Source organism: Reyranella humidisoli (assembly GCF_019039055.1).
GTDB lineage: Bacteria > Pseudomonadota > Alphaproteobacteria > Reyranellales > Reyranellaceae > Reyranella > Reyranella humidisoli.
Map to the genome: position 1 here is coordinate 602,977 of NZ_JAHOPB010000002.1, position 14,170 is coordinate 617,146.

Sequence of the window (14,170 nt, forward strand, 5' to 3'; positions counted from 1 at the left end):
ATCCCCATGGCCGATGACGACGTCACCCTGTCCGGTGAGATCAAGGGCAAGCTGATCGACAGCAAGCAGAAGTGGGCCGAGGAAGGCCGGCTGCTGACCGGAAAGACGGCCGCACCCTCGGAGCGCCTGCCGCCGGGACAGCGTCTGGTCGAGACCTGGCCCGTGCTCGACCTCGGCATTCAGCCCGAGATTCCCACCCACGCGTGGCGCCTGTTCATCGACGGCGAGGTCGAGACGCCCGTCGCACTGAAGTGGGACGAGTTCAAGAAGCTGCCGCAGGCCCGGCTCACGACCGACATCCACTGCGTCACCGCCTGGTCGCGCTACGACAACAGATGGGAAGGCGTCAGCGCCCGCGACCTGATCGCGCTGGTGAAGCCGAAGGCGGAAGCACGGCACGTCATTTTCCATTCCTACGACACCTACAAGACCAACGTGCCGCTGGCGGACTTCGCAGGCGATGACGTCATGCTGGCCTGGAGCTGGAACGACACGCCGATCAGCCGCGAGCATGGCGGGCCGCTGCGCGTCGTGATCCCGAGGCTCTACTTCTGGAAGAGCGCCAAGTGGATCAAGCGCATCGAGTTCTCCATCATGGACAAGCCGGGCTTCTGGGAAGTGCGCGGCTATCACAACTACGGCGATCCGTGGCGGGAACAACGCTACGACGATGAAATCTGAGAAGAGGAGCCACGGCATGGGCGCGCATGATTTCTCCTTCACGACCATCGACGGCAAGCCGCTCGACATGAAGAGCCTGGCCGGCAAGCCCGTGCTGGTCGTGAACGTCGCCTCCTATTGCGGCTTCACGCCGCAATACACCGACATGCAGGCGCTGCACGAAACCTACGGCCCCAAGGGCCTCGTGGTGCTGGGCGTGCCGTGCAACGACTTTGGCGCGCAGGAACCGCGCAGCGAGGGCGAGATCGCGAAGTTCTGCGAGTCGATGTACGACGTGACCTTCCCGCTCACCGCGAAGCAGAAGGTGATCGGTCCCGATGCGCACCCGCTCTACAAATGGATCGCCGCCGAAGCGGGCGAGGGCGCGGCGCCCAAGTGGAACTTCCACAAGTACCTGATCGGCAAGGACGGCAGCCTGCAGGGCGCCTGGCCCAGCCGCGTGCGGCCTGCGTCCGATGAAGTCAGGTCGGCGATCGAGGCGGCGCTTTAAGCGTCGAGCGCGCGGCGGACGCCGTCGAAGACCTGGTGGAACATCTCGGTCGTGAGCCGGCCGGTGTTCGTGTTGTAGCGGGAGCAGTGATAGCTGTCGGCCAGCATGAGCCCCGTCGGCAGTTTGTGCAGGCGGTTGTGGATGAACGGGTAGGCGCCGGCCGGGCGTACCGCCAGCGCGCGCAGGATCTGGTCGTGAGCGCCCTTGCCCAGGGCTACGAGGATCCGCAGCTTCGGCATGGCCGCGAGTTCGGATTGCAGGAACGGCCGGCAGGCCGTGAACTCGATCGGCAGCGGCTTGTTCTCGGGCGGCAGGCAGCGCACCGCGTTGGCGATGCGGCAGTCGACGAGTTGCAGCCCATCGTTGGGATCGGCCCGATAGGTGCCTTGTGCGAAGCCGAACTTCAGCAGGGTCGAGTAGAGGAGGTCGCCGGCATAGTCGCCGGTGAAGGGACGGCCGGTGCGATTGGCGCCCTTCATGCCCGGCGCCAGCCCGACGATCAGGAGTTGCGCATCGAGTTTGCCGAACGAGCGCACCGGCGCGTTCTTCCAGTCCGGAAACCTGCCCTGCAGGTCGTGGCGGAAGTCCACGAGCCTCGGACAGCGCGGGCAATCGAGCGGCGGCTCTTCGAAGGCGGGCGCGGGCACTGAGGCGGAGGGCCTAGGCCGAGCGCATCAGGGATTCGGACGGGGCATCGTCATGCTCGGCATCCGGTTCGCGGGCTGCAGGTCGCGTCGCGCGCTCCGAGGGGTTGCGGGCGATCAGCGGCGCCAGTTCAGCCAGTTCGATGAAATCGTCGGCCTGGCGGCGCAGCTCATCGGCGACCATCGGCGGCGCGGACTTGATGGTGCTGACGACCGAGACCCGGAGGCCGCGGCGCTGCACGGCCTCGACCAGCCGGCGGAAGTCGCCGTCACCGGAAAACAGGATCACGTGATCGAGGTGGTCGGCCATTTCGAGCACGTCGATGGCCAGCTCGATGTCCATGTTGCCCTTGACCTTGCGGCGGCCCATGGCGTCGGTGAATTCCTTGGCCGGCTTGGTGACCATGGTATAGCCGTTGTAGTCGAGCCAATCGATCAGCGGCCGGATCGGCGAGTATTCCTGGTCCTCGACGAGGGCGGTGTAATAGTACGCCCGAACCAGCCGGCCCTTTTCGCGGAAGACCTTGAGGAGGCGGCGGTAGTCGATGTCGAAGCCGAGCGAGCGGGCGGCGGAGTAGAGATTGGCGCCGTCGATGAACAGCGCCACGCGCTCGTTCTCGTAGAAATTGCCCTTCATGGCGATCAAACCTCTTGAACAATATGCGCTGTGCGAGCAAAAAATAATGGACGCGAAAAGGCCGGTAACCCGCGCCCCTCTCAAAGCATATTAAGAGTAGGTCGTTAACCTTTGGATCACAAGGGGTTGAAGGAGAGTGTTGGTGGACAAGAGGGACCGTCGATCCATTTTCATCGGGGCCGGCGCGAACCTGCCTCATCCGTCCTACGCCTCCCCGCGTGACACGTTGCAGGCGGCGCTTCTCGAACTCGATCGGCGACAGACCCGCGTGCTGCGGTACTCCCCCTGGTACAGCACCGCCCCCGTGCCGGCGTCGGACCAACCTTGGTATGTCAACGTCGTCGCCGAGGTGGACACCGACCTGACGGCGGACGGGTTGCTGCACACGCTGCACGACATCGAGGAGCTTTTCGGGCGAATCCGCAGCGTGCCCAATGCGCCGCGGCTGATCGACCTCGATTTGATCGATTTTCGGGGGGAAATTGCCGCTGGAGGCGCTGGAAAGGCGACGCTGCCGCACCCCCGGATGGCGGAACGGGCCTTCGTGGTACGGCCGCTGGCCGACCTGGCGCCTGAGTGGCGGCATCCCATCTCCGGGCTTGCCATCGGAGACCTGCTGGCGGCCCTGCCGGCCGACCAGCGGGCATGCCGTTTCTAGCCTCGCCGGCTTGCGTTTTGGGCCGGGGAGCGTATAAACCGCCGCTTCCGCGAAATTTGAGGTTCCCGCCATGGCGCGTGTCACCGTCGAAGACTGCATCGTGCAGATTCCCAACCGCTTCGAGCTCGTCATGTTCGCCTCGCAGCGCGCCCGGGACATCTCGGCCGGTGCCCAGATCACGCTGGACCGCGACCGCGACAAGAACCCGGTGGTTGCGTTGCGCGAGATCGCCGAGTTGAAGCTCGACCACGCCGTGCTGAAGGACTCGCTGATCTCGGGCATGCAGAAGCACGCCGACGTCGACAAGCCCGAGGAAGTCAACGAGATGGCCGAGCTGGAGCAGGAGCTGGCCGCCGCGCTCGCGCAGGGTGGTGCGGAAGCCGCCCAGCCCAAGGCCCTGCCGATGGCCGAGGAAGACGACGTTACCGAATAGAGACCGCACCCCGGCAGGGTTCGACCTGCTATTCGTGCAAAGGTCGTGGAGTGAACGCAATCGCCCCCATATAATGGGTGATTGCGATGATTCGTCAGTTTGAACTCGTCGAGCGCGTACAAGCCTACGATCCGGATGCGGACGAGGACGTGCTCAACCGCGCCTACGTGTATGGGCTGAAGAAGCACGGCAACCAGCTGCGCGCCTCAGGCGACCCGTATTTCTCCCATCCCGTGGAAGTCGCCGGCATCCTGGCCGAGATGCGGCTCGACACCGCCTCGATCGTGACCGGCCTGCTGCACGACACTCTCGAGGACACCGACGCCACCCGCGACGAGATTGCCGGCATGTTCGGCGAGGACATTGCGCGGCTGGTCGACGGCGTCACCAAGCTCTCCCGCCTGGAGATCCAGTCCGAGAGCACCAAGGAAGCCGAGAACCTGCGCAAGCTGGTGCTGGCCATGTCGTCGGACATCCGCGTGCTTCTCGTGAAGCTCGCCGACCGGCTGCACAACATGCGCACGTTGCATCACATCAAGGAGCCCGCGCGGCGCCGGCGCATCGCGCGCGAGACCATGGACCTCTACGCGCCGCTGGCCTCGCGCATCGGCATGGAGAAGGTCAAGCGCGAGCTGGAGGAGCTGGCCTTCGGCGAGCTCAATCCGGATGGCCGGACGTCGGTGCTGGCGCGTCAGGGCTACCTGCGCGAGCGCGGCGACAAGCTGGTACCGCAAATCGAGGTCGAGCTGGTCAAGACGTTGAAGGAGGGTGGCCTCGATGCCCAGGTGTCGGGCCGCGAGAAGACACCCTATTCGATCTGGCGCAAGATGCAGACGAAGAACGTGTCGTTCGAGCAGCTCGCCGACATCATGGCCTTCCGCATCATCGTCGCGGACGTCGCGCAGTGTTACCAGGCGCTGGGCCTGCTCCACGGCAAGTATCAAGTGCTGCCGCAGCGCTTCAAGGACTATATCTCGGTTCCCAAGCCCAACGGTTACCGCTCGCTCCATACCGGCGTGATCGGACCCCTTGGCCAGCGAATCGAGATCCAGATCCGCACCGAGGAGATGCAGGACCAGGCCGAGCGCGGCGTCGCCGCGCACTGGATCTACAAGCAGGGCGGGCCGTCGACCGACGCGCCGCAATATGCCTGGCTGCGCAGCCTCATGGACATTCTGGACAAGGCGCCGAACGCCGAGGAGTTCCTCGAGCACACCAAGCTCGAGATGTTCCAGGACCAGGTCTTCTGCTTCACGCCCAAGGGCAAGCTGATCGCCCTGCCGCGCGGCGCGACGCCGATCGACTTCGCCTATGCCGTCCACAGCCAGGTGGGCGACACCTGCGTCGGCGCAAAGATCAACGGCCGCATGCTGCCGCTGCGCACGCAGCTCTCGAACGGCGACCAGGTCGACATCATCACGTCGAAGGCGCAGACGCCGTCGCCGACCTGGGAGCGCTTCGTCGTCACCGGCAAGGCCAAGGCCGCGATCCGGCGTTTCATCCGCACACGGCAGCGCGAGCAGTACATCCAGCTCGGCAAGTCGCTGCTCGACAAGGCCTTTCACGAAGAAGGCTACGAGGTCACGGAAAAGGGCCTCGACGGGGTGCGGATCAACTTCAAGCAGGCTTCGGTGGACGACCTCGTCGCGACGGTCGGCGCGGGCCTGGTCGGCGCGCGCGAAGTCCTGACGGCGGTCTATCCCGGACTGAAGCAGCCCCGCAAAGGCGGTGCCGACGTGGTGCCGATCTCGCGTGCCCGTGCCAAGACCGGCAAATCCGGCGAAGGCGCGCGCGGGGGCAAGCCGGAGGATGGCAAGATCGCCATCCGCGGTCTCATTCCCGGCATGGCGCTGCACTTCGCGCGCTGCTGCCATCCGCTTCCCGGAGACCGCATCGTCGGCATCATCACGACGGGCAAAGGCGTCACGATCCACACGATCGATTGCGCCACGCTCGAGAGTTTTTCCGAGGCACCGGAGCGCTGGATCGATGTCGGCTGGGATTCCGCGAACGACGGCGATGGCGGCGTCTACACCGGACGGCTCAAGGTCACCGTCGCCAACCAGCCCGGCAGCCTGTCGAGCCTGTCGACGGTGATCGCCCGGCACGAGGGCAACATCTCCAACCTGCGCATCGTCAACCGGTCGATGGATTTCTTCGACATGGTGATCGACATCGAGGTCGCCGACGTGAAGCATCTCGCCGACATCACGGCCGCCCTGCGCGCCACGCCCGCCATCAACGCCGTCGAACGCGCCCGCAATTGACGGCTTCCCCAATCCTCCTTCCGCGAAAGTAGCGTATGTCCGCGCCCAATCACCTGCGCCTCGGCATCAACATCGATCACGTCGCCACGGTACGTAACGCCCGCGGCGGCCATCTGCCCGATCCCCTGCGCGCCGCGCGCCTCGCCGAGGCCGCCGGGGCCGACGGCATCACGGCGCACCTTCGCGAGGACCGGCGCCACATCGTCGACGCCGACATCGAGGGCCTGATGCGCGAGCTGAAGGTGCCGCTCAATTTCGAGATGGCGGCGACCGAGGAGATGGTCGGCATCGCGCTGCGCCACAGGCCGCACGCCGCCTGCATCGTGCCGGAGAAGCGCGAGGAGCGGACCACCGAGGGCGGGCTCGACGCCGCCGGTCAGCACAACAACCTGAAGCCGATGATCGCGCGCCTGCGCGATGCCGGCATCCGCGTCTCGCTGTTCATCGAGGCCGACCCCCGCCAGTTGGAGGCGGCGGTCGCGCTGGGTGCGCCGGTCGTCGAACTGCACACCGGCCGCTACTGCGAAATCGAGGGGGAGGCCAAGCAGGCCGAGTTGCAGCGGATCGCCAAGGCGGCGGCCCTGTGCGCCCAGCTTGGCCTCGAATGCCATGCCGGTCATGGGCTGAGCTACGCCGACGTCTCGCCGATCGCGGCCATTCCCGAGGTGCGGGAACTCAATATCGGCCATTTCCTGGTCGGCGAGGCCATTTTCGTGGGCCTGGAACCGGCGATCCGCGAGATGCGGCGCATCATGGACGCAGCCCGCGCCGGAGGGGCCGCCGCGTGATCATCGGTCTCGGCAACGATCTCTGCGACATCCGGCGCATCGAGAAATCGCTGGAGCGGTTCGGCGAGCGGTTCATCCAGCGTGTCTTCACGGAAACCGAGCAAAAGCGCTCGGAAGGCCGGGCCACGCGCGCGGCGAGCTACGCCAAGCGATTTGCGGCCAAGGAAGCCTGCGCCAAGGCACTGGGCACCGGGCTGCGGGCGGGGGTCTTCTGGCGTGACATGGGCGTGATCAATCTGCGCAGCGGCAAGCCCACAATGGCCCTGACGGGCGGGGCGCTGGCGCGGCTGCAGAAGATCACGCCGGCCGGCATGACTTCGCAAATCGACCTCAGCATCACGGACGAATACCCGCTCGCCCAGGCCATCGTGATCATTTCGGCGGTGCCCGCGCCATGATCCGGAATCGGGTGTCAGCGGGGTCCGGAAGGGCTCCCATGCCGCGGTCGGGGCGGGAGACAGGGCGTTCGGGCCCTGCTATAGCCCCGGCTTGTTCAAACTGGTACGGCGATGACGGACGTGGCTGAGCGTCGGAAGCGGGGACAGGAAAAGACTGGCGGATGGGGTGAAACCGTCCGGACGGTTGTCTATGCCGTGCTGATCGCACTGGTCGTGCGGACGTTCGCCATAGAGCCCTTCAACATCCCCAGCGGATCGATGATCCCGACCCTTCTGGTCGGCGACTATCTGTTCGTCTCCAAATATTCCTACGGCTACAGCAAGCACTCGTTCCCGTTTTCGCTTGGCGTATTCTCGGGCCGCATCTTCGGTTCGCCGCCGGAACGCGGGGACGTCGCCGTGTTCAAGTATCCGGGCGACCAGGGCCAGGGCGTCAACCGCACCGACTACATCAAGCGCATCGTCGGCATGCCGGGCGATCGCATCCAGGTGACGAACGGCCTGCTGCACATCAACGGCGTCGCCGTCGACCGTCTGAAGGTCGGCGATCACGTGAAAGGGACCAACGGCAGCTATCAGAAGGGCACGCTCTACAGCGAGACGCTGCCCAACGGCCGCCGCTACACCGTGCTCGAATATCGCGACGACGGCATGGCCGACAACACGCCGGAGTTCCTCGTCCCGGCGAACAGCTACTTTGTCATGGGCGACAATCGCGACGATTCGCTCGACAGTCGAACGCGGCTGATGTTGCGCGACTTCTCCGGCTCGACGCGCGACCGCGACCAGCTCGGCTGGTACGTGCCGTCCGAGAATCTGGTGGGCCGCGCGGAGTTCATCTTCTTCTCGCACGATCCGTCGGCCGCAGGCTGGCTGGAGCCATGGAAATGGCCTCAGGCGATACGTTGGAACCGCTTCTTCATGGCAATCCACTGAGTTCGACCGACGTCGATCTGACGGCGCTGTCGAAGGGTGTGGGCCATTTGTTCGTGCGCCCCGAGTTGGCGGCGGAGGCGCTTACCCATCGCAGCGCCCTCGACCGACAGCCCGAACTGAAGGCGGCGTTCCCGAACGGCAACGAACGGCTGGAATTCCTGGGCGACCGGGTGCTGTCGCTTGCGATGGCCGATGTTCTCTTGCGCCGTTTTCCGCAGGAACGGGAAGGCGAACTGGCCCGCCGCCACGCCGCCCTGGTGCGGGCCGAGACGCTGGTGGAGATCGCCGCGGCGATCGGGCTGGGCAGCCATCTGCGGCTGGGTGATTCCGAGCGCGCCCACGGCAACAGCGTGAAGCCCAACATCCTGGCAGACGCGCTCGAAGCCTTGCTGGGTGCCATCTTCCTCGATGCCGGTCTGCCGGCCGCGGCAGCGAGCGTCGAGTTTCTGTGGGGCGAGCGCCTGAACAGTCAGGCGGCGGCTCCGCGCGACCCGAAGACTGCGCTTCAGGAATGGGCACAGGCCCGCCGCCTGCCATTGCCGGCCTATCGTGAGGTCGACCGGGAAGGCCCGCCGCATGAGCCTGTATTCGTCGTCGACGTGGCCATCAAGGGACACGATCCCGCACAGGGCCGCGGCGGCAGCAAGCGCGAGGCCGAGCGGCTGGCCGCCATGACATTGTTGGAAAGGTTGGAAAAGGCATGAGCACGCCTGCAACGCGGGCCGGGTTTGTCGCCGTCGTCGGCGCGCCGAACGCTGGAAAATCGACGCTGGTGAACGGGCTGGTCGGTTCCAAGGTCAGCATCGTGTCGCCCAAGGTGCAAACGACGCGCATGCGCGTGATCGGCATCGCCATGGCCGACATTCCCGACACGGGAGAGGGCGCATCCCGGGCGCAGGTCATTCTGGTCGACACGCCCGGCATCTTCCGTGTCGCCAAGCGCCGACTGGAGCGCGCCATGGTCGCTGCCGCCTGGCAGGGCGCCGACGATGCCGATCTGGTGGCGCTGGTCGTCGATGCGGAGCGCGGCATCGGGCAGGAGACGAAGGCGATCGCCGAGCGGCTGAAGGACTCGAAGACGCCACGCATCCTGGTCCTGAACAAGATCGATCTGGTGGCCCGCGAGACGCTGCTGTCGCTTACGGCCGAGTTGAACGCGATCGTGCCGTTCGAGCGCACCTTCATGGTGAGCGCGCTCAAGGCCGATGGTGTCGGCGACCTGCTGGCCGCCTTCGCGCTCGCCGTGCCGGCCGGGCCCTTCCTCTACCCGGAGGATCAGGCCGCCGACCTGCCTTTGCGCCTTCTGGCCGCCGAGGTGACGCGCGAGCAGGTGTTCCTGCAGCTTCACCAGGAACTGCCCTACGAGGCGGCGGTCGAAACCGAGAAGTGGGAAGACCGGCCCGACGGCAGCGTGCGGGTTGAACAGATCATCTACGTTCAGCGCGAGGGCCAGCGCGCGATCTTCCTCGGCAAGGGTGGCGCCCGCATCAAGCAGATCGGCGCGCGCGCGCGTCATGAGCTCTCCCAGATGCTGGAGCGCCAGGTTCATCTCTTCCTGCACGTGAAGGTGAGCGAGCGCTGGGCCGAAGACCCGTCGCACTACCGCACGATCGGCCTCGACTATCAGTCCTGAGCTGGCGCGAGATCGAGCGAATGGATGACGGCGCCGGTGGCGTCGCGGTGGCTGACTGTCATCACGCCTGAGCGGCCGTCGATCTTCACATGCCCGAAATGGCACGAGCCTTCGAGCGGCGAGAGGTCGAAGCGGCCGGTCGGCGGGACCTTCTGGAAGACCACCTGCGGTCCGAACGTGCCGTCGAGCGCGTTGGGGCCGAAGCCGCCCGCGCAGAGCGGGCCCGAGACGAACTCGTAGAACGGCGTAAAGTCGGCGAAGGCGGCGCGCGCGGGATCGTAACGATGGGTGGCGGGATAATGTACGTCGGCCGTGATCCAGTGCACGTTGCGGATGTCTTCGCGCTTGATGAACGACAGGAGGTCGGCGACCTCCAGTTCGCGTCCCAGCGGTGGACCATCGTCGGCATTGGCGACGGCCTCGAAACCTGACTTGCGGCGCCAGTCGTCGTAGACGACGAGACCGAGCGGCATGTCTGCAGCCACGATCTTCCAGGTTGCGGTCGAGGCCTTCAGCGCCTGCTTCAGCCAGATGATCTGCTCGATGCCGAGGAACGCCGTGTTCGGGCCGGCGGATGCCTGCCGGTTCGGGCCGTTCGGCGCGCGAAAGCTCCGCATGTCGAGGCGGAAGAGGTCGAGGCGGGGACCGAACGAGAATTTTCGGAACAGGCGCATCGTCCCGTCGAGCCCGTCGGCCAGCGGCATGAACTCGCGAAAGGCGCGCTCGGCCTTCTGCGCCAGCACGCCCACGCTCTTTTCCCGGTAGCGGGGATCCTCGTCGAGCCGGCGCTCCCAGTACCAGTTGTCGAGCACGTCGTGATCGTCCCACAGGGCGATCATCGGGACCTCGGCGTTGAAGCGGCGGAGATTGTCGTCGAGGAAGTTGTAGAGGTGGTTGCCGCGGAAGTCGTCGAGGGTCTCGGCGACTTTCGACTTCGCCTCGGTGATGACGTTCTTCCAGATGCGGCCATCCGGCAGTTTCTTCTCGGGCGACAGCGGATCGTCGGCGTAGATCGTGTCCCCGCAATGCACGAAGAAGTCGGGCGCCAGCGACCGCATCGTCTCGTAGATCGTCATGCCGCCGACCTCGGGGTTGATGCCCCAACCCTGGCCGACCGTATCGGCCGACCAGACGAAGCTCAGGTCGCTCTGGATGGCCGAAGGAGTCCGGAATCGCCCCGTCACCCAATCGCTCGTCGCATTGTTGTCGGCGAGGTTTTCATAGGCAATGCGATAGAAAACCGTCTGGCCTTGCGGCAGGCCGGTCAGGCGCAGTCGCGACGTGTAGCCGGTTTCGTCGAAGGCCGTCGGTCCATGGAGGCGGGTCGCACCGGCAAAGCTCTCTGTCGTCGCATACTCGACGATCATGCGCGCCGGCCGGTCGGACCGGCTCCACAGGGTCGCGCCATCGCCGCCGACGTCGCCAGTCTGCACGCCCTGCAGCAGGCGCGGGCGGCTGGCGGATCCGGTCTGGGCAAAGACACGATGGGGCAGGGTGGCGAACGCGCCTGCTCCGAGCATCGCCCGCCGCCGAAATCCTGATTTGGTCACGGCCCAACCTAGCGCGATTTCCGCGGACGCGGCATACAAGCCTATGGACTGGAGCGACGAAGGCATCGTGCTCGCGGCGCGGGCTCACGGGGAAACCGGCCTCGTCGTGTCGTTGCTGACGCGCGAGCATGGACGCCATTCGGGCTTCGTGCCGGGTGGCATCTCGCGCCGCGCCCGTCCGGTCTGGCAATCCGGCAACCTGGTCGAGGTCGGCTGGCGGGGGCGACTTCCCGAGCAACTCGGCAATTACTCGGGCGAACTGCGCGAGCCGCATGCGGCACGCGCAATGGACGATGCCACCGAGCTGGCGGGGCTGGCGGCGGCTTGCGCCGTTATCGATGCCGCCTTGCCGGATCGCGAGCCCCATCCGGCCATGTTCGATGGATTCCGGGCCTTCCTGGGCTCGCTCGGGCATCCGGGATGGCCGACCATTTACGTCCGGCTGGAACTGGGCCTGCTGCAGGAGCTGGGCTTCGGGCTCGACCTGGAGAAATGCGCCGCCACGGGCTCGACCGACAACCTCGCCTTCGTCTCGCCCCGGACCGGGCGCGCCGTCTGCCGTGAGGCCGCCGGCCCCTACAAGGAGAAGCTGCTGGCCCTCCCGGCATTTCTATCCACTGGCGGGCTGCCGGCTGATGATGAGGAACTGCGGCAAGGACTCGATCTGACGGGCTTTTTCCTCGAACGGCACGTGTTTTGGCCGCACAACAAGCCCTTGCCTCCCGCACGGTCGAGATTTATGGAATCGCTCCAACGCTAGAATAATCACGGCCGTGGCTCGAACTGCGGTCCTTACCCCTCGTCAGTCTGGTCCATGGCAAAGCGCAACAACGTCGTCCAACTGGCCGAGGTAAAGCCGGTGCAATTCGGGCAGGCGCTCTCCGAGCGCTACCTGTCCTATGCGCTGTCGACCATCATGTCGCGATCGCTGCCGGACGTGCGCGACGGGCTGAAGCCCGTGCACCGCCGCCTGATGTATGCGATGCGCCAGCTCCGGCTCGATCCGAACAGCGCCTTCAAGAAGAGCGCCCGCGTCGTCGGCGACGTGATCGGCCAGTATCATCCGCACGGCGACCAGTCGATCTACGACGCGCTGGTGCGCCTCGCCCAGGAATTCGCCGCGCGCTATCCGCTGATCGAGGGGCAGGGCAACTTCGGCAACATCGACGGCGATAACCCCGCCGCGATGCGTTACACCGAGGCGCGCCTCACCGAGGTCGCCGAGGCGCTGTTGGGCGGCATTGACGAGAATGCCGTCGACTTCCGGCCCAACTACGACGGCTCGACCGAGGAGCCGATCGTTCTGCCGGGCGGCTTCCCGAACCTGCTGGCCAATGGCGCGGCCGGCATCGCCGTCGGCATGGCGACATCGATCCCGCCGCACAATGTCGGCGAGCTCTGCGACGCGCTGCTGCATCTCATCAAGACGCCGAACTCGCGCATCGAGACGCTGGTCGACCTGGTCAAGGGCCCGGACTTCCCGACCGGCGGCATCCTGGTCGAGCCGCGCGAATCGATCGTCGAGGCCTACAGGACCGGCCGCGGCGCCTTCCGCCTGCGCGCCCGGTGGGAAGTCGAGCAGCTCCCGCGCGGCCAGTACCGCATCGTCGTCACCCAGATTCCCTATCAGGTGCAGAAGGGCCGGCTGATCGAGCGGATCGCCGAGATCATCAACGCCAAGAAGCTGCCGATCCTCGAGGACGTGCGCGACGAATCGGCCGACGACGTGCGTATCGTGCTGGAGCCGAAGACCGGCAACGTCCCGGCCGAGCTGCTGATGGAGCAGCTCTTCAAGCTCAGCGATCTCGAGACGCGCTTCCCGCTGAACCTCAACGTGCTCGACAAGGACAACACGCCGCGCGTGATGGACCTGCGCGAGGCGCTGCAGGCCTTCCTCGATCACCGGCGCGAGGTGCTGGTCCGGCGTTCGACCTTCCGGCTGGCCGCGATCGAGCGCCGACTCGAGATCCTCGAAGGCTACCTGATCGCCTATCTGAACCTCGACAAGCTGATCAAGATCATCCGCGAGGAAGACGAGCCCAAGCCCAAGATGATCAAGGCGTTCGGGCTCACCGACCTGCAGGCCGAGGCGATCCTGAACATGCGGCTGCGTGCCCTGCGCCGGCTCGAGGAATTCGAGATCCGCGGCGAGCACAAGAAGCTGAGCGGCGAGCGCAAGGACCTCAAGGCCCTTCTGAAGAGCGAAGAGCTGCAGTGGGATGCGATCGCCGACGAGGTGCGCGAGACCAAGAAGAAGTTCGGCGGCAAGACCGAACTCGGCCGTCGCCGCACCGAGCTGGCCGATGCGCCGGCCGAGATCGAGCACACGATGGACGATTTCGTCGAGCGCGAGCCGGTGACCATCGTGCTCTCCGAGAAGGGCTGGATCCGCGCCGCCAAGGGCCATCTCGACGACAAGGCGGCCGGCGAACTGAAATACAAGGAAGGTGATGCGGCGCGCTTTGCCGTTCACGCGCAGTCGACCGACAAGATCCTGGTGTTCGCCACCAACGGCCGTTTCTACACGCTCGGCTGTGACCGCCTGCCCAGCGCGCGCGGCCATGGCGAGCCGATCCGGCTGATGATCGAACTGGGCAACGACCAGGACATCATCCAGCTTGAAGTGCTGAAGGGCGGCCGCAAGTTCCTGGTGGCTTCGGATGCCGGGCGCGGCTTCATCGTGCCCGAAGACGAGGTCGTGGCGCAGACCAAGAACGGCAAGGGCGTCCTGAACCTTGCGGACAAGGAGAAGGCGCAGGCTTTCGCCATCGTGCCCGAGGGTGCGAACTCGGTGGCCGTGCTGAGCGAAGGCCGCAAGCTGCTGATCTTCCCGATCGACCAGGTCCCCGAGATGGGCCGTGGCCGCGGCGTGCTGCTGCAGAAGTCGAAGGGCGACCAGCTGTCGGATGCACAGGCCTTCGTGCTCTCCGAGGGGCTGCCGTGGGGCAACCGCACCATCCCGGCAGTCGAGCTGAAGTTCTGGCGGGGCGAGCGCGCGCAGGCGGGGCGCATGCCGGAGAAGGGCTGGCCGCGGGCCAAACGGTTCAAGGACTGA

At 66.0% G+C, this 14,170-nt stretch carries 15 protein-coding genes; 12 read left to right on the forward strand and 3 right to left on the reverse strand.

The window, feature by feature from the left end; translation table 11 throughout:
* Nucleotides 1-6: 6 nt before the first annotated feature.
* Both KQ910_RS21325 and KQ910_RS21330 read left to right on the forward strand, forming a co-directional pair.
* Nucleotides 7-681, forward strand: coding sequence for a sulfite oxidase-like oxidoreductase (locus KQ910_RS21325; protein ID WP_216965037.1), 675 nt, complete (start codon nucleotides 7-9; stop codon nucleotides 679-681).
* Between the two features lie 16 nt (nucleotides 682-697).
* Nucleotides 698-1,171, forward strand: coding sequence for a glutathione peroxidase (locus KQ910_RS21330; RefSeq protein ID WP_068188860.1), 474 nt, complete (start codon nucleotides 698-700; stop codon nucleotides 1,169-1,171).
* Here the strand turns inward: KQ910_RS21330 and KQ910_RS21335 are convergent.
* The gene (locus KQ910_RS21335; protein ID WP_216965039.1) at nucleotides 1,168-1,818 is read right to left on the reverse strand and encodes a uracil-DNA glycosylase; all 651 of its coding nucleotides are present in this window, start codon (nucleotides 1,816-1,818) and stop codon (nucleotides 1,168-1,170) included. The genes KQ910_RS21330 and KQ910_RS21335 overlap by 4 nt on opposite strands.
* Nucleotides 1,819-1,831: 13 nt before the next feature.
* Entirely contained in the window at nucleotides 1,832-2,452 is a 621-nt protein-coding gene (locus KQ910_RS21340) for a LabA-like NYN domain-containing protein (protein WP_068192871.1), read from the reverse strand.
* A gap of 142 nt (nucleotides 2,453-2,594) precedes the next feature.
* Between KQ910_RS21340 and folK the strand changes: the two genes are divergently transcribed.
* The 8 genes from folK (at nucleotide 2,595) to era (ending at nucleotide 9,565) form a co-directional block, all read left to right on the forward strand.
* Nucleotides 2,595-3,110, forward strand: a complete 516-nt coding sequence (folK, locus tag KQ910_RS21345; RefSeq protein WP_216965040.1) for a 2-amino-4-hydroxy-6-hydroxymethyldihydropteridine diphosphokinase — start codon at nucleotides 2,595-2,597, stop codon at nucleotides 3,108-3,110.
* 70 nt (nucleotides 3,111-3,180) lie between these two features.
* A complete protein-coding gene (gene rpoZ, locus KQ910_RS21350) occupies nucleotides 3,181-3,543 on the forward strand; it encodes a DNA-directed RNA polymerase subunit omega (RefSeq protein ID WP_216965042.1) in 363 nt (120 codons plus the stop codon).
* An 86-nt stretch (nucleotides 3,544-3,629) separates the two neighbouring features.
* Entirely contained in the window at nucleotides 3,630-5,810 is a 2,181-nt protein-coding gene (locus KQ910_RS21355) for a RelA/SpoT family protein (RefSeq protein WP_216965044.1), read from the forward strand.
* Between the two features lie 35 nt (nucleotides 5,811-5,845).
* The gene (locus KQ910_RS21360; protein WP_216965046.1) at nucleotides 5,846-6,598 is read left to right on the forward strand and encodes a pyridoxine 5'-phosphate synthase; all 753 of its coding nucleotides are present in this window, start codon (nucleotides 5,846-5,848) and stop codon (nucleotides 6,596-6,598) included.
* Entirely contained in the window at nucleotides 6,595-6,996 is a 402-nt protein-coding gene (gene acpS, locus KQ910_RS21365; protein ID WP_216965048.1) for a holo-ACP synthase, read from the forward strand. The genes KQ910_RS21360 and acpS overlap by 4 nt, the downstream gene beginning before the upstream one ends.
* A 111-nt stretch (nucleotides 6,997-7,107) precedes the next feature.
* Nucleotides 7,108-7,932 carry a signal peptidase I gene (lepB, locus tag KQ910_RS21370; protein ID WP_068192860.1) on the forward strand — a complete coding sequence of 275 codons (825 nt, stop codon included), beginning with the start codon at nucleotides 7,108-7,110 and terminating at the stop codon, nucleotides 7,930-7,932.
* Nucleotides 7,902-8,636: a ribonuclease III gene (rnc, locus tag KQ910_RS21375; RefSeq protein ID WP_229600844.1), complete on the forward strand. Its 735-nt coding sequence runs from the start codon at nucleotides 7,902-7,904 to the stop codon at nucleotides 8,634-8,636. Before lepB ends, rnc begins: the two co-directional genes overlap by 31 nt.
* Nucleotides 8,633-9,565, forward strand: a complete 933-nt coding sequence (gene era, locus KQ910_RS21380) for a GTPase Era (protein WP_216965053.1) — start codon at nucleotides 8,633-8,635, stop codon at nucleotides 9,563-9,565. The genes rnc and era overlap by 4 nt, the downstream gene beginning before the upstream one ends.
* Here the strand turns inward: era and KQ910_RS21385 are convergent.
* Nucleotides 9,556-11,085, reverse strand: a complete 1,530-nt coding sequence (locus tag KQ910_RS21385) for an alkaline phosphatase D family protein (RefSeq protein ID WP_216965056.1) — start codon at nucleotides 11,083-11,085, stop codon at nucleotides 9,556-9,558. The genes era and KQ910_RS21385 overlap by 10 nt on opposite strands.
* Before the next feature lie 73 nt (nucleotides 11,086-11,158).
* On the opposite strand from KQ910_RS21385, the gene recO reads away from it, so the two are divergent.
* Both recO and parC read left to right on the forward strand, forming a co-directional pair.
* A complete protein-coding gene (gene recO / locus KQ910_RS21390; RefSeq protein ID WP_216965058.1) occupies nucleotides 11,159-11,875 on the forward strand; it encodes a DNA repair protein RecO in 717 nt (238 codons plus the stop codon).
* 54 nt (nucleotides 11,876-11,929) lie between these two features.
* A complete protein-coding gene (parC, locus tag KQ910_RS21395) occupies nucleotides 11,930-14,170 on the forward strand; it encodes a DNA topoisomerase IV subunit A (protein ID WP_216965060.1) in 2,241 nt (746 codons plus the stop codon).